Raw genomic sequence first — 18,353 nt, 5'->3', positions numbered from 1 at the left:
CTCGCCAGGTCGTCGACCGGAGCGGGCGCGTCGTCGGCCCGCTGCGCTCCCAGGGATTGGCGGTCCCTGGGTCGTGCCAAATCCATGGCGAAGCGGATCGTGACGACGCGGTTCGGCCTACGCGGATCTCCGCGTCTATCGCACTCTGGCACCTCGTCTACATGGCCTGCTACTGTCGACGCGTCCTTGCTCGCCCGTTCGGTGCTGGCGTCAGGCCGAGCAGCCGGCCGATCGCCTCGTGAACGACCCGGGCCCCCACCTCATCCCCGAGGGCGACGGCGCGGCCCAGGGTGCTGACGAGCGAGGCGACCACGGCCGCCCGATGCGACGGATCCGTCACGGCGAGCTCCCCAGGCCCGGGGCTTGAGAGCTGGACCCGGGTTGGGTCCATGCCGGCTGCCGGTGTGCCACGGCACGTGGTCGTCCAGGAGGCGCCGCGTCGGCGGCCGCGATCGTCCGGCGGTTCAAGGCTTGAGCCCACGCCGAGCTCGGCGGAAGCTCCGCTGTCTGCGGACGCGCCATGGGGTCACCGAGGCCAACACCGTAAGGAGATCTTGCTCTACGCTGCTCCCGATGCCTAGCGACGCTCCTGTCGATCTCTACTCGCTCGCCTTCACCTGCAGCGTCGATCCGCTGCTCTTGCTCGACGAAAGCGGCCGGATCCTGGCGCTGAACCCCGCCGCCGAGCGCCTGTCCTCCACGCCTGGGGCGACGGCGCGCGGAGCGCCCGTCGATGAGGCGCTTCGGCCCGATCCGCCCCTCGGCGCGCTGCTCGAACAGGTGCTCCGCGATCGCGCCCCGCGCGCCCTGCCGCCCGACTTCACCCTCCACCTCGCGAACGAGCGCGTCGTCCTCGCCGAGGGGAGCCTCAGCCCGCTCGTCGACCCCGCGGGCGCGTGCGCCGGGGTGCTCCTCGCGCTGCGCGGCGTGACCGAGCAGCGCCGGGCCGAGCGGGCGGCGCGCGATCGAGGAGCGCGCATCAACGACGCCATCGAGGCGCTCGACGTCGGCTTCGTCATCTACGATGCCGAGGATCGGCTCCGCTTCTTCAACACGGCGTACAAGTCGCTCTACCCCGAATGCGCCGCCGCCATGCAGATAGGCAATACGTTCGAAGACGTCGTCCGCGAGGGCTGCCGGAACGGGATTCACCTCCACAGCGGCCTCAGCGAAGACGAGTGGGTCGCCGCTCGCCTCGCGGAGCATCGCAGCCCCGGGGACGTCTACATGCGGCGGTTCGGGGACCGCTGGATCGCCCTCAAGAGCGGCCGCCTCGCCGACGGCAGCTTCGTCGGCCTGCGGATCGACACCACCGCGCTCAAGGAGGCAGAGCTCGCCCTCGAGCGCGAGCGGCAGTTCATCCGCCTCGTGCTCGACACCATCCCGATCGTCGTCACGGTCAAGGATCGGGACGGCAAGATGAAGCTCGTCAGCAAGAGCTATGCTGAACTGTACGACACCACGGTGGACGCCGCGGTGGGCAAGACCGTTACCGATCTGCCGCGCTCCCACGCCGAGCTCTCCGCCATCGGCGAGATGGACCGGGAGGTGCTCACGCGCATGCAGCCGATCTCGAGGGTTCAACCCGTCACGCGCCCGAACAGCAAGACGCGGTGGATGTCCGTCGTCAAGGTGCCTCTCGTCGAGCAGGACGGCACGGCGCACATCCTCGCCATTGGAACGGACATCACGGCGCAGCGGGAGCACGAGGAGCACATGACCGCCACCATCGCCGAGCTCGAGCGGCAGAAGCAGGCCATCGCCGCTCAGCTCGCGGTCATCCAGCGCCAGCAGGCGCTCATCCGCGCCCTGTCCACGCCCATCCTCCAGGTCGCCGAGGGCGTGCTCGCCGTGCCCCTCATCGGCGCGCTCGACGACACCCGCGCTTCCGACGTCACCAGCAAGCTCCTCGACGAGGTCGTGCGCACTGGCGCTCGCTTCGCCATCATCGACGTCACCGGCATCGAGAGCGTCGACGCCGCGACGGCCGACCACCTCGTCCGCATCGTCCGCGCGATCCGCCTGCTCGGCGCGAGCGGCGTCCTCACCGGCATCGGGCCCGCCGTCGCGCAATCCATGTGCGGCATCGGGGTCGACCTCTCCGGCGTCACCACGCACGGCAATCTGCGCGCCGGGATCGAGGTCTGTCTCCGCTCGCTGTCCGCACGGCGCTGAGCGCCGCCGGCGCCTCCCCTCCTCCGCGAAGGCGACGGGGAACGCCGTGCAGCTCCTGCGCGGCAAACAACCCGGCTCACAACCATCGATCTCCGCCACGAGGCAAGCACGTGTGCACCGGCGCGCGACCCGGGTGCTCTACATGCACCGTGCTCGAATTCTGCCGTCAGGTCGGGGTCGGTGAACACCGTCGAGCCCGCCGGCGCGGTCCGCTTGGCCCTGAACCTGTGCCCTCAGACCCGCTCGCCGTAGAGAATCGAGACCGCCGCCATCTCCAGCATCAGCTCCTTGAGGATGAGCTGGTCGGTGGACTTCTCGGCCTCGACATCGAAGGCGAGGTCGCGCAGCTCGTGATGGGCGAGGGCGAGACCCAGCTGCTCGGCAATGGCGAAGGCGCCCATGGTGTCGAGATTGAGCATGAGAAGGTGGTGGAGCTCCTTCCAGTTGCCCTTGGCGCCCCCAGCGATCCCCTCGACGGCGTCGAGCGCCCTGCGCGCCACGTCCATCACGACGCCCGCGAGGCCTCGCGTCCCCTCCGCCGCCTCGCGGCCGATGGTGCGGGGAAGGCGGTGGGCCACCTCCTCGTGCCTCCGCGCGCGGTCGAGGATCTCCGAGAGGAACTGGCGGATGTTGGGCTCTTCCACCTTGGGGACGGCGATCTCCAGGGCGTTGCGGAAGGCCGTCTGCGCCGTGATGACATGGGCGAGCCACCTGGCCGCACGATCGAGGTGCGCGTCCCAGGTCTCACCGTGGAGATTCAGGAGGTAGGGGCCTTCGAGCGCCGCAGGTCCGGCGCCCTCGGGATCGGCCGCTTCGATTCCATCCATCCTATTTCCCTCCCTCACCGCCTGGTCACGCGCCAGATCACGCCCGTATGGGCGTAGGCGACCACGTAGCTGCGGTTTGCCGTGTTGTTGCCGAAGTCGAGCACATAAAGGCTCTTGCCATCCGGGCTGAACGCGCAATCCACGGGCCGCTCGATTCCACCGCTGCCCGGCGTGCCGGAAGCGGGACCGGGAGCTCGGTTTCGCAGGAAGGGCTCACCGGCGCCGGCCGCGATGTCGCAGCGGACGACCTGGAAGCCCCGGCCCAGCGCAGCCTCGCGGTTGGTGTTGAGCGGCGCATAGGTGCCGAACTGGCAGACGAACGCATGGCCGCGGAAGCCGAACGCGTCCGAGCGGCTGAAGGTGAGCTTGCCGAGCGCCGTGTGCGGCGGGAACAGGAAGACGGCGGGGCCGGCCCAAGGCGGCGGGTTTTCAAGAAAGGGCTCGGCCGCTTTACCCCGGATCGGCCGGTGGAGATCGTGCCAGACGGGGAGGCCGTCGCCGCAGAGGTCCGGATAGCCGAACCACTCGGGCTCCTTGACCTCGCCGGGCGGCACCCGAGCGTTCTTGATCCGCCAGATGCGGTCCGGGTCCTCGCCGATGGCGCGCTCGCCCTTCTCCTCGAAGTCGTTGTCGGTGGCGTAGAGGTGGCCGTCTTCCCCGAAGGCAAGTCCAAAGGGGTTGCGGATGCCCCAGGCGAGGAGCTCGAGCTCGCTCCCGTCGGGCCTCGAGCGCCAGACGGCCGAATTGCACTTGAGCTCGCCCTTGACGACCTGACCCCTCGTCACGGGCGTGCCGAAGGGCTGGAAGGGTCCGGTTTCGGTATAGTAGGGGAACGGCAGGCGTGGATCGCGCGCCCATACGGTATTGCCGGTGAGCGTGACGTCCTGGCCCGGCACGTCGTGCGCGTGGGGGTGCTTGGCGAGGTCCACGGTGAAGCCCTCGGGCACCACGACGCCCTGCAAGCCCACGGAGCCCTGGCCGAAATACATCATCCCGTCATGCGGCCCGAAGACCGGCCCCCCGGGCTCGTGCCAGCCGCCCGAGGGGATCCCGTCCACGAGGACGATACGCTCCCTGGTCCGCAGGTCATGGCGCGTGACCCGCATGTGGTAGCCGCCCTTGAGCGAGACGTAGAGATAGCCGCCCTGCGCCGCCATACCGCGGGGACCGCCCAGGTCCTCCACCGCGAAGACCTCCGGGGCCCGTCCAGGGGCCATGCGCCAGATACGCGGCGTCATGTAAGGTCGCGTGGGCCAGGTGCTGCCGCCTTCGGCGAAGAAGAGCGTGCCGTCCTCGTCGAAGCAGAGCGCACAGGGGAAGGATAACCCCGCGACGACGGGTTCGACCTCGTAGCCCTCCGGGACCCAGACATCCGCGGCATCCACGCGGCGGCGCACGGGCGTGGGCAGGTCCTTCAGCGCGTCCATCGAGACGCGCGTCATCTGCGGCTGCATGGAGTCCCCCCTTCGCGTCCGGCCCCCTCCGGCGGGGTCGGCTGAACGAACGTGGCGCATCCAAGACGGCCGTCGAGGGGAATCGGCCCTCTCCACGCGTCCGATGAGCATCGGTTATGGATGTACAGGTTTGCCCGAAGAGCATTGAGCCGGACGGACAGCTGGGGGTCCCAGGACACGGAGCCGCAGCCTCCCGAGCTGAGGGCTCGCCACGACGAGCCGAGCGCCGCCGCGACGTCGGTCATCGGCAGGGCTCCGCGGCGGGCAACCCGCCATCGTTGCGGGCGCGGGGGACGACGACACGGCTGCCGCCATGGATGACACACGCCCGACCGCCCGCTCCTGGACTGCGGCCCGCGGTCACGACCCGACGCCTCGCGCGTTGGGGCGAATGGACAGGAGGTACCGATGGACGACGAGCCCTGTGGACGCGATCTGGCGAACAACGCTGTGGTTCCCGAGCGGCTGGCGGAGCTGTTCCGACACGTGGCCGACAACCTGGAAGCCCACGCAACCTGGGTGGGCAGCGCCACGCCCGAGGCCCGCCTCGAACACGACGCGATGCGCCGGGTGGCCGCCGGCTACCGCGGGATCGGCGAGGCGGCGGGCCGCGCCGCGGAGGCGATGCGGGCTGCAGGCGATCTGCCCGCCGCCCCCCACGACCTCGCGCGCTTCGACCGCGGCGCCTTCGAGGCGTGGATGCGCCGCAAGATCGAGCTTCAGCGCGGTTTTGCGGCGCTGCTGCTCGAGCACGCCGAAGCCTCCGAGCGCGTCCTGCGCTCCATGGCGGCCGACGATCACGGCTGACGGCCGCGCGCTGCATCAGACCATCAGCGCGTCGAGCTGCCCGGGGAGCGGATAGGCGCTTCAAGTGCCTTCCAGAAAGCCACCCATTTTTGGCTCACCCAATCGAGCTTGCACGACGCCACGCCCGCCCAGTTTGCCCAGCGCGCCGCAAGGAAGCATCCACGCTCAACAGGTCCGGTGACCTCTCGCGCCCCCTCGGAAGAGCCCGCCCCCGCGCGCGGCGCAGCGTATGCATCGTGGGGGCATGGGCAGCGCTCCCGGCGCTGAAGGGGGAAATCATGACAACGAGGGGGCCCGAAGATCGCGAATGGTCCGCAGAGCGGGGCGAGACCGTCTCGAGCCGCACGGCATCCGTGCTCCGGCGGTGACCGACCCTCCGAGCGAACCCCTCCCGCGGACGCGCCCCGCACGCCGGATCGGCGATGCGCTGCTGCAACAGCTCGGAGGGCGAGCGCAGGCCAGGGTGATCGTCCTGATGGCGCTGGTGCTGTCGCTCGACAGCGCCGACGCCGGCGCGATCGGGGGCATGGCCACGCCGCTGCAGGGGTCGCTCGGCATCGACAGCACCAAGCTCGGCCTGTTGTTCACGGTCGAGTCCGTCGTCGCCGCCGCCGGCACCATCGTGTTCGGCTGGCTGGTCGATCGCAGGGCGCGGACGCGGCTCCTGGCGCTGACGATCGTGCTGTGGGGCGTGGCGATGGTCGCCTGCGGCGCCGCGACCTCCTACGCCGGCCTCCTCGCCGCGCAGGTCGCGCTCGGCGCCGTCATCGCGGCCGCGCAGCCCGCCGTCGCGTCCCTCGTCGGCGACTACTCTCCACCCGATCTGCGCGGTCGGGTGTTCGGCTTCATCCTCTCGGGCGAGCTGATCGGCACGGCGATCGGCGTCATCGCCGCGGGACTGTTGGCCGAGATCTCGTGGCGCCTCGGCTTCTGGGCCCTCGCGCTGCCGACGCCCCTTCTGGCGTGGGCCATCCATCGCCTCCCCGAGCCGGCGCGCGGCGGCGCGAGCTGGCTCCAGCCAGGCCAGGAACGCATCGAAGCGCGTCCGGGCGCGGCGGCGTCACGCGACGAGGGGCCGTGGCCCCGTCCGGCGCAGAGCGTCGGCGCCAGGGCGCGCGCCGCCGGCGTCGAGCCGCGCGAGCGCCTCGTCCGCGACGTCGACCCGCGCAAGCGGTCGTTTGTCTGGGGGCTCGGCTACGTGCTCCGCATCCCGACCAACCTGGTCCTGATCATCAGCTCCGCGCTCGGCTACTACTTCTTCGGCGGGCTGCGCATCTTCTCCATCGAGCTCCTGACCGGCCGCTACCACCTCAGCCACCAGGCGGCCCTCGGCGTCGCCGCGATCGTGGGATCCGGCGCGGTCCTCGGCGTCTACGCCGGCGGCAAGGGCGTCGATGGGCTGCTCGCCCGCGGGCACGACACGGCGCGCATCTGGGTGGCCTCGTGCGCGTACCTGGCGAGCGCGGCGCTGTTCCTCCTCGGCCTGCTCTCCGTCGCGCTCGCCACCGCGCTGATCCTGTACTTCCTCGCCGCGTTCGCGCTCGCGGCCGCCAACCCTCCGCTCGACGCGGCGCGGCTCGACATCGTGCCCTCGCACCTGTGGGGTCGCGCGGAGGGCGTCCGGATGACGGTACGCAAAGCGGCGGAGGCCGCCGCGCCGGTGGTCTTCGGGTACGTCGCCGAGGACGTCTTCGGCGGCGGCCCGTCACCCCTGCGCGCGACCTTCTCCGTCATGCTCATCTCACTGTTCGGAAGCGGGCTCATCAGCCTGATCGCGCTCCGCACGTACCGCCGCGACGCCGCCAGCGCCGACGCGCTCACCGAGCGAGCGCGCGGGCGTGGTCGCCGCTGAGCCCCGGGCGCGACGATCGCGCGGTGTCACGGCGCGATCCCCGTGGCGCAGGGGTTGCAAATGTGCAAATCGCGCGGCGGCGTGGGCAGGCCGGTGAACGTGATCGAGGCGAGGTTCGGCGTGGCTGCCGCGCTCGCCTTCGTGTCCGGGGCCGTCGACGTGATCGGCTGGCTGTCGCTCGATCACCTGTACACGACGCACATGACGGGCAACAGCGCCGCGCTCGGCCAGGCCATCGCCCGCGGAGATGCGCGCGCGATCGTGACGCGCGGGCTCCCGGCCGTGGTCTTCGTGGCGGGCGTGGTCGGCGGCGCCACGCTCGCCGAGGTCTGCATCCATCGCGGCGTGCGCGCCGCCGTCGCGCCGGGCCTCGCGCTCACCGCGGCCCTGCTCGTGGGCTTCCTCGCCGGGGTGAGCGTGACCGCGCACGCGGGGCCGGTCCCGCTCGAGCCGGCCTGGGCGTTCGACCTGCAGGCGTCGCTCGTCAGCCTGGCGATGGGGGTGCAGACGGCCACGTTCCGCCGCATCGACGGCGTGACGGTGCGCACCACGTACATCACCGGCATGCTCACCACCTTCGCCGAAGAGCTGGCCCAGCTGCTCGCCAGGCCTCGCGACGCCCCCGTCGACATGCGCTCGACGGCGCGGCACCTCGTGGCCACGGGGCTGATCTGGCCGAGCTTCGTGGCGGGCGCCGCCGCGAGCGCGCTCGCGTACGCGCGCTGGCGCGCGCACGCGCTGGCGATCCCGGTCCTGCTGCTCGTCTCGCTGGTGGTGATCGACCTCGCGTGGCCCATGGGCGGGCCCAGCGGGACGGCCGCGTGGCGCCGGGAGCAGCGGCGCCGGAGCGGCGAGTGAAGCGGCCGGCACGGGCGCGGCTCTCGAGCGCGGAGCGACGCCTCCTCCTTCTCCTCGGCGCCCCCGGCCTGGGGCTGTCGCTGTCCCTCACGGTCATCTCCACGTACCTCCCCGTGCTCGCGCGCGGGTTCACGGGATCGCGCGCCGGCATCGGCGCGCTCGTCGGCGGCGAGGGGCTCGTCGCCTTGCTCGTCCCCCTCTGGATCGGCGGCTTCTCCGATCGCGTCGACACCCGGTTCGGCCGCCGTGTCCCGTTCCTGATGGCGACAGCGCCCGTCGCGGCGGTCGCCCTCGCGCTCATCCCGCTCGCGCGCTCGCTCCCCGTCATGGCCGTGGAGGTGTCCTTCTTCTACGCCGCCTATTTCACCTACCTCGCGCCCTACCGCGCGCTCTACGCCGATCTCGTCCCCGTGGACCTGAGCGGCCGCGCGCAGGGGATCCAGGGCATCTTCAGCCAGGTCGGCCTCGGCTCCGCGCTCGTCAGCGGGGGGCTGCTCCTCGAGCTCTGGCGGCCGCTGCCGTACCTCGTCGCGGCCACCGCCTTGCTCCTCGGGACCGCGCTGCTCGTGCTCGGGCTGCGCGGGACCGCGGGGCCGCCCGCGGTCCCCCAGCACGGCTCCCGCTCGCCCGCCGCGGAGGTCTGGGCGCTGCTCCGTGACCACCGGGCCATCCGCGCTCTCATGATCGCCAACGCGCTCCTCTCGCTCACGCTCGGCGGCTTGAAGGCCTTCGTCGTGCTCTGGCTGACCGAGGGGCTCGGCAAGAGCATGAAGTTCATCGCCGGCGCGATGACCGTCGTCGCCGTGGGGGCCCTCATCGGCACGCTCGTGAGCGGCCACCTCGCGGACCGGCACGGCGCGGCGCGCGTCCTCGCGCGCACGCTCGTCGTCTTCGGGCTCGGGCTGGCCCTCCCCGCCTTCTCCAGCTCCACGATCCTCCTCGGCGCGGAGCTCCCGCTCATCGCCTTCTGCGGCGGGGCAGCGAGCACCCTGCCCTACGCGATCCTCATGCAGCGGATGCCCGCTCGAAGCCACGGCGCCGCGGCGGGCCTCTTCGACGTGAGCGGCGGCATCGGGACGCTCCTTGGGCCCGCGCTCACCGGCGCGGCCATCGATCTCCTGCGTCCGCTCTTCGCCTCCACCGAGGGGTACGCCGCGATGTGGCTCGTGCTCAGCGCGTCGACGCTCGGGAGCGTCGCGATGCTGCGGCGCGCGCGGAGCGGCTGACGCCCGGGCGTCGCGCGCGCACGAGGAGACGGGCCTCGAGCATCGCCCGACGCTACCTCACGGGCCGCACGCTCGCGCGCCCCGCCGGGCTCGGAACAAGGCGCGAGGACATGAGTCGCCGCCTTGAACGATCCTCCTGCTGCCGGGCACTCCTTCGGAGCTCGCTCCAACGTGATGGAGCCCAAGCGCCATCCGATGAAGGCGGAGACCATGGACGCGAACAGGAGGAAATTTCATATGGATACGATCCACGGCGACGCGGCGATGAGAGCACGTCGCCGTCGAGCCAATGCGGCTGCAATGCTTTGGCCTACGGTGATGGCGCTCCTCTTCTTGCCGGCCGCCTGCAGCGACGAGGCAAACGACCCGGGGAACAGCGGCGATCTCGGCGAGATCCCGGCCACAATGACGCCGGTTTTCCTGAGCGAGGATGAGGCACGTGAGGAAATCAGCCGCCGAGACGAATTCGTCTCGGCCATGAGCGCGTTCGATCTGGAGAGCAGGACGGGCGCTCCGCGGCCCGTCGCGGTCGAGGACTACCTGCGCGTCGTGCGGGAGCATGCCCTCGCGTTCTCCGAGGCCGAGAAGGAGAACGTCGGCGAACAGGTGAACGCCGTCCTCGACCGGATGGCGGAGCGCGGCCTGCGTCTCCCGGCGAATCCCCCGGAGGTCCGCTTCGTCCGCACGGATGGCGAGGAAGAAGGAGCGCCGGCCGCCTACACACGGAGCGGAACGGTATTCCTCTGCGATCTGTTCTTCAGCCTGGATCCCGCCCTTCAGATCCATACCGTGGCGCACGAGCTGTTTCATATCTGGAGCCGCGCGAACCCCGACGTCGTCCGCTGGCCCGCGCATGAGGCGCTCGGCTTCTCCCGCGTCCAGGGCCTGACCCTTCCGCCGGGTCTGGCGGACAGGAAGATCACAAACCCTGATGATCCGCTCTTCGAGGAGGTCATCCGCGTTTCATTCGATGGTGCGCCGGCGGACGTGGCCCTCGCCACCATCGCGCGCTCGGACTACGAAGGTGGATCGTTCTTCGACTATCTGGAGCTGTGGCTGGTGGAGCCCGAGAGCGGCGCGCTTCACTCCCTCGAGTCCGCGGAAGGTCTGTTCGAGCAGCTCGGGACGACGACCGAGTACATCCTCTCCGCCGAAGAGATCTCCGCGGAGCACTTCGCCATCGGTCTCCTCCAGAACGTGGAGATCCGCGATCCTGAGCTCATCAACGCGGTGCTACTGCCGTTCGAGCCGTGATGTGGGAGAGATGCCCGAAGCCGTCCTGGCGCCCCGGGCCGGGGCGGTCGGCACGCCGTGAGCCCGTCGGCCCAGTGGCGAGGCGCGAGGGAGCGGCCGAAATGCCCCGGCCGCGGCGCCGGCGCCTCAGCCGCGGGTATGGGCGAGCGCGTAGGCCATGCCGCTCTGCAGCGTGCCGAGCGTCAGCAGGCCGTCGAGCCCGGCGGCGTCGCGGACGAGCAGCTGGGCCGCCTCGGGCCGCACCCCGGTAAGGATCGCCTGGGCGCCGACCAGGCGCAGCGCGCTCGCGGCCCGGGCGAGGATCGCCGCCGGGGCGGCATCGAGCTGGCGCACGCCGGTGATGTCGAGGATCACCACCTGCGCGCGCGTGCGGACCGAGCCATCGAGGGCCGTCGCCAGCACCTGCGACGCGCGGGCGTCGTCGAGCACCCCGATCAGCGGCATCACCACGATGCTGTCCGTGATCGGCAGCAGCGGCGCCGCCATGTCCGCCAGGCGCTCCTCCTGGACGCGCAAGATCTCCGCCTGCGCCGCCGACCGCTCGCGCTCGGCCCGCTCGCGCTCGCCGATCTCGCGGCGCGTCTGCGCATGGGCCTCGCGCAGCGCCTCGCCCTGGCGCACCAGGTCGGCGTTGACCGCCCGGAGCTGCTCGATCGCGGTCTGCAGCTCGTGTGTGCGCGCCTCGACCTGCTGCTCGAGCTGCTCGCGAGCCTGCTGCACGCTGGCGTACAGCCGGGCGTTCTCGATCGCCACCGCAGCCTGCGCCGACAGCAGCTGCAGCAGTTCGACGCGCTCGGGCGCGAAGGCGTCGCGGGTCGCGTTGTTCTCGACGTAGAGGATCCCCGACAGCCGGCCCTGGTGGAGCAGCGGCAGGCACAGCACCGAGCGCGGGCGCTGGCTGGCGACGTAGGGGTCGCGGGCGAAGCGCGGCTCGGCGCCGGCGTCGCCGAGCAGCACGCCCTCGCGGCTGCGGGCGACGAAGCGGACCACCGAGGTCGCCAGGGCGGCGTCGTCGCGCATCGGCTGGTCGAGGCCGACGCAGACCTCGTCGGGCGCGGTGCGCATCTCGGCGGCGATCGACAGGTCCTCGCCCTGCGGTACGAGCAGGAAGCCGCGCTGGGCGCCGGCGCGGAGCATGACGATCCGCATCAGGCGGTCGAGCAGTCGGTCGAGCACCAGCTCGCCGGCGACCGCCTGGGCGGCGCGCATCAGGCCCTCGACGTCGAGCGAGCCGCCGCCGAGCATGCGGTTGGTGGTCGTCGAGCGGCCCGTGCTGTGCCCGGAGCGCGCGGGCGCGGGCGGGGCGAGCAGGTCGGCGCGGGTGAGCAGCAGCTGGCTCGCCTTGGCGGCCGCGCCCCAGCGGGCGAAGCCGACGTGGGCGTCCTGCAGGTAGGCGCCGGCCAGCGCGCGACGGTTGCGGCGCAGGTGCAGCCGCGCCGCGCACTCGCTCGCCAGCGCCGCGTGGAGCACGAACCCGCGCGCCTGCGCCTCGGCGATCGCCTGCTCGTAGCCCGCGATCGCCTCGGCGTCGCGGCCGGCCAGGCGCGCCGCCTCGGCGTCAAGCAGGTGCTGGAGCGCCACGAACTGCGACGGGTTGCTCGTCGACCACGGCCGCAGGGCCGCTCGCTCGCGCTCGAGCTGTTGCGCCAGCGCCTCGCGCTCGGCCTCGCCGGCCGCGTCCCAGCGGGCCGCGGCGACCAGGCCCGAATAGGAGTACTGCTCGGGCGAGTACATGTGCCCGGCCCCGGCGCCGCTCTCGTGCAGCTCGCGGGCGCGGACGGCGAGCTCGAGCCCGCGCTCGTACTCGCCGTACAGGTAGGCGAGGCGCAGCTTGCTGACCGCGTAGAGCCACGGCACGAGCCCCCCGGGCGGCATGTGGGCGACGAACGCGTCCTCATCGAAGCCGTCACCGCCGAGGGCGCTCGTCGCCGACTCACCCATCAAGTTGACGACCACGCGGCGCATGAACTCGACCACCGCCGTCGACGCGACGTCGCGGGTCTTCCGCAGGAGCGCCGTGACGTCGTCGATGCGGGCCTCGGCGCCGCGGATGTCGGCGTCGGCGATCAGCGCCAGCGCGGCCGATTGCAGGCAGTAGAACGACACGTAGGCGAAGTTGCCGACATCGAGCGCGACGCGCCGCGCCGAATCGCGGTACTCCTCGCCGGCCGAGTACGGCTGGCGGTAGAACACGACCGACGTGCCGAACAAAAAGTGCACCATGCAGCGGGTGCGCAGGTTACCGGTGCGCTCGTTGAGCTTGACCCCGAGCTCGCCGAATTCGTAGGCCTTGCCGAGCTCGCCGGTGACGCCGGCGAGCAGGATGCTGTACACCGCGTAGCTGTAGTCCGACCCGTCGACGTTGCCGTGGCGCAGCGACAGGTTGACCATGTGCAGCACGATCAGGGGGAACAGCGCGGGCCTGCCGACGAACACCGGCCCCGACATCGACGCCAGGAGCCGCATCACGACCTCCACGTCCGGGTCGCGCGCCGGGGGGGCGTCGAGGAGGGCGCCGATCCGCCGCTCGCCGAGGTTCTCGTGGGCCGCCGCGAACGCGGCAGCGACGGCCTCCTGCAGCGCCGGGCCCTCATCGGGCAGGCCGAAGCCGTACATCGCCAGCGCCGCGCGCCCGGCCGCGACCACCGCCGCGAAGTCGCCCATCGCCGCGTGTAGGAGGACGCGGAGGTCGTAGACCTGCGCCCGCTCCTCGCGCGAGCGCGCCCGCGCGAGCGCCTCCTCGAACAGCGCGTCGGCCTCGGCGAACGCCCCGCACAGGTACGCGCACTCGGCCAGCTCGACGCGCAGCGCGAACGCCAGCTCGAACCAGCGCGCCCACGGGTCGGCGCCGAGGCACTCGCAGCCGGCCTGGAAGTACTGCCGCGCCGCGTGGTAGGCCGTCGCCGCGCGCGCCCGCCGGCCCGCGCGGAGGTTGAGCCGCGCCAGCTCGATCCGCTCGTCGCCGCCGATCCGCGGCAGCGCCAGGTCGAGGTGGCCGACGACCTCGAACAGCGCCTCGTCGGGCACGCCCGCCGGGTACGCGTCGCGCAGCAGCCGGCCGACGCGCAGGTGCGTCGCCTCCCGCACCTCGCTCGCCAGCAGCGAGTCGGCGGCCTGCTGCACGCGGTCGTGGAGGAAGCGGTGGAGATCGTCGCCCTCGCCGCCGGCTAGCGGCATCACCAGGCCCTCGCGGACCAGCTCGCCGAGCGCCGCGGTCGCGTCGTCGCCGTCGTCGCTGCCGACGGCCGCGAGCACGCGCCACGAGAAGCGATAGCCGACGCACGCGGCCCGCTGCAACAGCCGCTGGGCCGCAGGGGTCAGGCGGCGGATCTTGCTGGTGACGAGGGTGACGACGTTGTCGGTGACGTCGCGCGCCTGCACCTGCGCGTCGTCCCACACCCACCGGCACGCGGCGGAGTCCCAGCGCAGGAGGCCGTCCTCGGCGAGCAGCAGCAGGAACTGGCCGATGAAGAACGGGTTGCAGTGGGTCTTCTCGCCGACGATCCGCGCCAGCGCGGCGACCTGCGGCCGCTCCATCACCAGCGTGTCCGCCAGCAGCTCCTCGACGTCGGCGAGCGCCAGCGGACCGAGCGGCACATCGCCGACCTCGACCCCCGCCGCGCGCAGATCGGTGAGCGCGGCCGGCAGCGGGTGCCCGGGGCCGACCTCGTCGTCGCGGTAGGCGCCGAGCACCAGCAGGTGCCTGCATTCGGCGTCGAGCAGCATCTCTTGCAAGAGGCGCAGCGACGCCGGGTCGACCCACTGCAGATCGTCGAACACGAGCACGAGCGGGTGGTCGGCGGCGGCGAAGACCCGCAGCAGGGCGGTGAAGATCAGGTTGAAGCGGTTCTGCGACTCGGCCGGGCCGAGCCGCGGGACCTCGGGCTGCGGGCCGACGATGAGCTCGAGCTCGGGGATCAGATCGGTGAGGAGCTTGCCGCTGCTGCCGAGGGCGGATGCGAGGGCGCGCCGCCACGCCTCGAGCACCTCGGGCGCGGCCGTCAGCAGGGTGCGGCACAGCTCGCGCAGCGCCGTGGCGATCGGGGCGTACGGCGCGCCGCGGTCGTATTGATCGCACTTGGCGGCGACGAAGAACCCGCCGCCGCGGGCGACCGGCGCCGCCAGAGTCTGGACCAGCGCCGACTTGCCGGCGCCGCCCGGCCCGCGCACGAGCAGCAGCGTGCGCGCGCCGCCGGCGACGCCGGTGGAGGTCGCGAGCAGGACGTCGATCTCGTGCTGCCGTCCGTACAGGCGCGGCGGGATCCGCGGGGTCGACGGCCGGTCGGCGCTGCCGAGCGCGAACGGCTCGATCGTCCCCGTCGCCGCCCACGCGGCCGCGCAGCGCTGCAGGTCGGCCCGCAGCCCGGCCGCGCTCTGGTAGCGATCCTCGGCCGCCTTGGCGAGCAGCTTCATGATGATGTCCGACAGCACCGGCGGCACCTGCGGCATCAGCACCGCCGGGGCGACCGGCACGCGCGCGAGCTGGCTGTGGACCAGGGCCATCGCGTCGCCGGCCTCGAACGGCAGCACCCCGGTCACGAGCTCGTAGAGCGTCACGCCGAGCGAGTACAGGTCCGAGCGCGCGTCGACCGGCCGGTTCATCCGCCCGGTCTGCTCGGGCGACATGTACGCCAGAGTGCCCGCCATCCCCGCGCCCGCATCGACACGCAGCGCCTCGTCCTCGCCGCCGGCGATCGCCAGGCTGAAGTCGATCAGCTTCACCTGCCCGGTCGCCGGGTTGTAGACGATGTTGTGCGGCTTGACGTCGCGGTGCAGCAGCGGAAAGCGGTGCAGCAGGTCGAGCGTGCCCGCCACCTCGACGCCGATCGCCAGCACCGCCGCGAGGTCGAGGGCGCCGGCGTGGAACAGCACGTCGAGCGAGCGGCCGCCGCAGTCCTCGAGCACCAGCGCGAGCTCGTCGCCGATCGTCTCGAGCGCGTGCGCCTTGATCACCCCCGGCAGGTCGAGCGATCGCAGCACCGCGAACTCCCGCCGCAGCGCGCCGTGGATCGCCGGCGCGAGCAGCCCGCCCTTGCCGATCTTGACGACCACGCGGGCGCCGTCGCGGGCGCGGACGGCCCGATGGATCACCACGCCCGCGCTCTCGTGCAGCTTCGCGGTGAACGTGTACGCGCCCTGTTCTGCCATGATTGTGTCTCGTGACCCGTCGATCGTCGCGCCCAGCCGCCGCGCGAATCATCGATCGCGCCACCGCTTCCGAGCGTACGTGACGCGGCGCGACCGGGTAAAGCATCAGCGTCAGCGGATCGCGGCCTCGCCGACCGCCGCGCGGCGATCCGAGGCCCGCGGATATCGCGGACTGTACGCAGCAACACGCGCCGGCATTCACCGCGAGGACCCCGCGCCGGCGGCCATCTAGAATGGGACGAAGTCCTGATCGCCCGCGGCGCGCGGCGCGCGCCCGTTGCTCGATGCGCCGCCGCTCGGGGGGCCCTTCTGCGGCGGCCTCCACAGCGCCTTGTCGCCGCGGCGGTCCGGTAGGCGCCCCGGCGCCGCAGGCCTGTGGCCCGGGTCGCCGTCGCTCTCCTGCGCGAGGCGGAACGAAGCCATCACGTTCTGGAGCTGCTCTGCCTGCGCCGAGAGCTCGGCCGCCGTGCTGGCGAGCTCCTCGGAGATCGCCGCGTTGCGCTGCGTGGCCTGCTCTATCAGCTCCACCGCCCCGCTGATCTGGGTCACGCCGTTCGACTGCTCCCTGGATGCCATGGCGACGCCCTGCACCAGCTCCGCGGTCTCCCGGATCGACGGGACGAGCTCCGCGATGAGCTGTCCCGAGCGCTCCGCGACGACGATGCTCGACGCGGCGAACGAGCCGATCTCCTTCGCCGCATCCCGGCTTCGCTCGGCCAGCCGCCGCACCTCCGTGGCGACCACGGCGAAGCCCCTGCCGTGCTCGCCCGCGCGAGCCGCCTCGATCGCGGCGTTCAAGGCGAGCAGGTTCGTCTGGTACGCGATCTCCTCGATGATCGCGATCCGCTGGGTGATCGACTTCATCGCCTCGACCGTCTCCCGGACCGCCTGACCGCTCTGCTCCGCGTCCCTCGTCCTCCGGTGCGCCGTCTCCTCGACCTGCTTGCAGTTGGCGGCGTTCTTCGCGATCGTGCCGCTCAGCTGCTGCAGGCTGGTCATCGTCTCCTCCACGGACGCCGCCTGCTCGCTGGTGCCCTGCGACAGGCTCTGCGCCGTCGCCGAGAGCTGCACCGAGACCGAGGAGACCGAGACCGCGCCGCTCCGGACCTCGCCGATGAGGCCCGCCAGGCGCTCCGACATGGCCTTCACGGCGCCGAGCATCTGGCCGAACTCGTCAAAGCTCTTCACCGTGACGTGGCCCGTGAAGTCGCCCCCGGCGATGCGCTGGTGGATCGACACCGCCTGGGTGAGCGGCAAGAGGATCATCCTGCTGAAGACGACGGCGAGCACGGCGGCGACGATGATCGCGAGCAGACCTCCAATCTGCAGCGTCACGTACATCGTCTTGACGAGCGCGTTCGTCGCCGCCTGCCGCTGGCCGAGGAGAGAGATCTCCTCGTCGTCGATCTCCTTGAGCGCCGCGCGCATCTGGTCCATGAGGATCTTTCCGCGCCCCTTCCTGACCTCCTCGGCGGCGCGATCCGCCGGCGCTCTCGCCTCGTCCGCGCTGCGGCGGTGCTGGATGTTCGGCTCCAGCACGGAGGAGAGCCACTCGTCGTGGAGCTTGCCGATCTTCTCGAGGCGCGTCTGCTGGCGCGGGTTGTCCCTGGTGAGCTCCCGGGCACGGCTCAGGCTTTGCTCGAACCGGTCGCGCCCGCTGCGGTACGGCTCCAGGAACGCTTCCACCCCGGTGATGATGAAGCCGCGCTCTCCTGTCTCGGTGTCGAGCAGCGACTTCATGATCTCGCTCGTCGTGAGCATCACCTCGTACGTGTGCTGGTCCCATGAGCGGGCCTCGTCGAGCTCCGAGAACCTCTTGTAGGCCGTGCCCGCCAGTCCGAGGACGAGGACGACCATGGCGGCGAAGCCGAGGTAGAGCTTCCGGCCTACTCCGATATGCGCAAGCATGATGCATGCTCCAGGCTAGATGTGGTGCGGCTTCCTAAGAGCTCCGCCGGCGAGAGGATGCGGTCGATGTTGAGCAGCAGCACGAGCTTCTGGCCCACCTTCGCCATCCCGAGCAGCTGATCCACGCGCGCCTGCGCGCCGAAGGCCGGCGCGTGCTCGATCTCGTCCTCGGAGAGCGTGAGCACATCGCCCACGCCGTCGATGAGCAGGCCGAGGCGGGTGTTCTCGCCGTCGAGCTCGATCTCGACGATGAGGACGCACGTCCACCGGCTCACCCTCGTCGGCGGCAGCCCGAGCTTGACCGCGAGATCGAGGACCGGCACGACGCAGCCCCGAAGGTTCATGGCGCCGACGATGCACGCTGGCATCATCGGGACCCGCGAGGTGACGCTGAGCTCGACGATCTCCCGCGCCCGGAGGATGTTCACCGCGTACTCGTCCCCCGCGATGATGAAGGAGATATATTGCGACACGGGGCTCGACGCGTCGGAGATCATGACGCCTCCATGGAGAGAGATGGAAAACGGGCGCCCTGCGCACCGGGGCGCGGGCTCATCCTGGGCTGCCTCCGGCGGCGGATGGACATCGTCGAGCCCCCTCGATCCGATTCAGCGGACATAGGATGGCCGTGCCATTGCGCATGAGCACGACTCCCCCTCTTCCACCTACCTGCAGGGCGTCTCCCCCAGCAGGATCACCCTACCACGAGAGTAGGCGGAATCTTCAATAGAAATTTTCAACACGCACGTATCTGGTCCCTGTCGGTCGCGATGATTTGCCGGCGCGCCCGGATCCTCTCCATGAGGTTCGAGGCCACGACTCTGGTGGTATGCAGGCGGGCAGG

The 18,353-nt window shown here is 71.6% G+C and carries 12 protein-coding genes; 6 read left to right on the top strand and 6 right to left on the bottom strand.

What is annotated here, in order from left to right; genetic code table 11:
- Positions 1–169: 169 nt before the first annotated feature.
- On the bottom strand, positions 170–340 hold the full coding sequence (locus WMF19_RS06985; protein ID WP_437898351.1) for a hypothetical protein: 171 nt from the start codon (positions 338–340) through the stop codon (positions 170–172).
- Positions 341–573: 233 nt separating this feature from the next.
- Here WMF19_RS06985 and WMF19_RS06980 point away from each other — a divergent pair, with 233 nt between their 5' ends.
- Positions 574–2,175: a PAS domain-containing protein gene (locus tag WMF19_RS06980; RefSeq protein ID WP_437898350.1), complete on the top strand. Its 1,602-nt coding sequence runs from the start codon at positions 574–576 to the stop codon at positions 2,173–2,175.
- A 233-nt stretch (positions 2,176–2,408) separates the two neighbouring features.
- On the opposite strand, the gene WMF19_RS06975 is transcribed toward WMF19_RS06980, so the two are convergent.
- Positions 2,409–3,002 (bottom strand): hypothetical protein, encoded by a 594-nt coding sequence (locus WMF19_RS06975; protein WP_437898349.1) that lies wholly within the window; start codon positions 3,000–3,002, stop codon positions 2,409–2,411.
- Between the two features lie 14 nt (positions 3,003–3,016).
- On the bottom strand, positions 3,017–4,456 hold the full coding sequence (locus WMF19_RS06970; RefSeq protein WP_437898348.1) for a PQQ-dependent sugar dehydrogenase: 1,440 nt from the start codon (positions 4,454–4,456) through the stop codon (positions 3,017–3,019).
- Between the two features lie 408 nt (positions 4,457–4,864).
- On the opposite strand from WMF19_RS06970, the gene WMF19_RS06965 reads away from it, so the two are divergent.
- The 5 genes from WMF19_RS06965 (at position 4,865) to WMF19_RS06945 (ending at position 10,453) form a co-directional block, all read left to right on the top strand.
- Positions 4,865–5,263: a hypothetical protein gene (locus WMF19_RS06965; protein ID WP_437898347.1), complete on the top strand. Its 399-nt coding sequence runs from the start codon at positions 4,865–4,867 to the stop codon at positions 5,261–5,263.
- A 463-nt stretch (positions 5,264–5,726) separates the two neighbouring features.
- A complete protein-coding gene (locus WMF19_RS06960) occupies positions 5,727–7,115 on the top strand; it encodes an MFS transporter (protein WP_437898346.1) in 1,389 nt (462 codons plus the stop codon).
- Positions 7,116–7,175: 60 nt separating this feature from the next.
- Positions 7,176–7,973: a YoaK family protein gene (locus WMF19_RS06955; protein WP_437898345.1), complete on the top strand. Its 798-nt coding sequence runs from the start codon at positions 7,176–7,178 to the stop codon at positions 7,971–7,973.
- Positions 7,970–9,199 (top strand): MFS transporter, encoded by a 1,230-nt coding sequence (locus WMF19_RS06950; RefSeq protein WP_437898344.1) that lies wholly within the window; start codon positions 7,970–7,972, stop codon positions 9,197–9,199. The genes WMF19_RS06955 and WMF19_RS06950 overlap by 4 nt, the downstream gene beginning before the upstream one ends.
- A 300-nt stretch (positions 9,200–9,499) precedes the next feature.
- Positions 9,500–10,453, top strand: coding sequence for a hypothetical protein (locus WMF19_RS06945; RefSeq protein ID WP_437898343.1), 954 nt, complete (start codon positions 9,500–9,502; stop codon positions 10,451–10,453).
- A gap of 126 nt (positions 10,454–10,579) precedes the next feature.
- Here the strand turns inward: WMF19_RS06945 and WMF19_RS06940 are convergent, their stop codons facing one another.
- The 3 genes from WMF19_RS06940 to WMF19_RS06930 all read right to left on the bottom strand — a co-directional run bounded on the left by WMF19_RS06940 (position 10,580) and on the right by WMF19_RS06930 (position 18,006).
- Complete coding sequence (locus WMF19_RS06940) at positions 10,580–15,601, bottom strand: AAA family ATPase (protein WP_437898342.1); 5,022 nt, start codon at positions 15,599–15,601, stop codon at positions 10,580–10,582.
- A gap of 228 nt (positions 15,602–15,829) precedes the next feature.
- On the bottom strand, positions 15,830–17,509 hold the full coding sequence (locus tag WMF19_RS06935; protein ID WP_437898341.1) for a methyl-accepting chemotaxis protein: 1,680 nt from the start codon (positions 17,507–17,509) through the stop codon (positions 15,830–15,832).
- The gene (locus tag WMF19_RS06930; protein WP_437898340.1) at positions 17,488–18,006 is read right to left on the bottom strand and encodes a chemotaxis protein CheW; all 519 of its coding nucleotides are present in this window, start codon (positions 18,004–18,006) and stop codon (positions 17,488–17,490) included. The genes WMF19_RS06935 and WMF19_RS06930 overlap by 22 nt, the downstream gene beginning before the upstream one ends.
- Positions 18,007–18,353: the final 347 nt, after the last annotated feature.

It is taken from the genome of Sorangium sp. So ce124, assembly GCF_051525235.1.
Taxonomy (GTDB): domain Bacteria; phylum Myxococcota_A; class Polyangia; order Polyangiales; family Polyangiaceae; genus Sorangium; species Sorangium atrum.
The sequence above is the reverse complement of the archived record's forward strand: the minus strand, read 5'-3'. Positions and strand labels throughout refer to the sequence as shown.

Coding starts and splice junctions, on each gene's coding strand:
- WMF19_RS06980 (WP_437898350.1), top strand. CDS start 574: ATGCCTAGCGACGCTCCTGTCGATCTCTACTCGCTCGCCTTCACCTGC.
- WMF19_RS06975 (WP_437898349.1), bottom strand. CDS start 3,002: ATGGATGGAATCGAAGCGGCCGATCCCGAGGGCGCCGGACCTGCGGCG.
- WMF19_RS06970 (WP_437898348.1), bottom strand. CDS start 4,456: ATGCAGCCGCAGATGACGCGCGTCTCGATGGACGCGCTGAAGGACCTG.
- WMF19_RS06965 (WP_437898347.1), top strand. CDS start 4,865: ATGGACGACGAGCCCTGTGGACGCGATCTGGCGAACAACGCTGTGGTT.
- WMF19_RS06955 (WP_437898345.1), top strand. CDS start 7,176: ATGTGCAAATCGCGCGGCGGCGTGGGCAGGCCGGTGAACGTGATCGAG.
- WMF19_RS06945 (WP_437898343.1), top strand. CDS start 9,500: ATGCTTTGGCCTACGGTGATGGCGCTCCTCTTCTTGCCGGCCGCCTGC.
- WMF19_RS06940 (WP_437898342.1), bottom strand. CDS start 15,601: ATGGCAGAACAGGGCGCGTACACGTTCACCGCGAAGCTGCACGAGAGC.
- WMF19_RS06935 (WP_437898341.1), bottom strand. CDS start 17,509: ATGCTTGCGCATATCGGAGTAGGCCGGAAGCTCTACCTCGGCTTCGCC.
- WMF19_RS06930 (WP_437898340.1), bottom strand. CDS start 18,006: ATGATCTCCGACGCGTCGAGCCCCGTGTCGCAATATATCTCCTTCATC.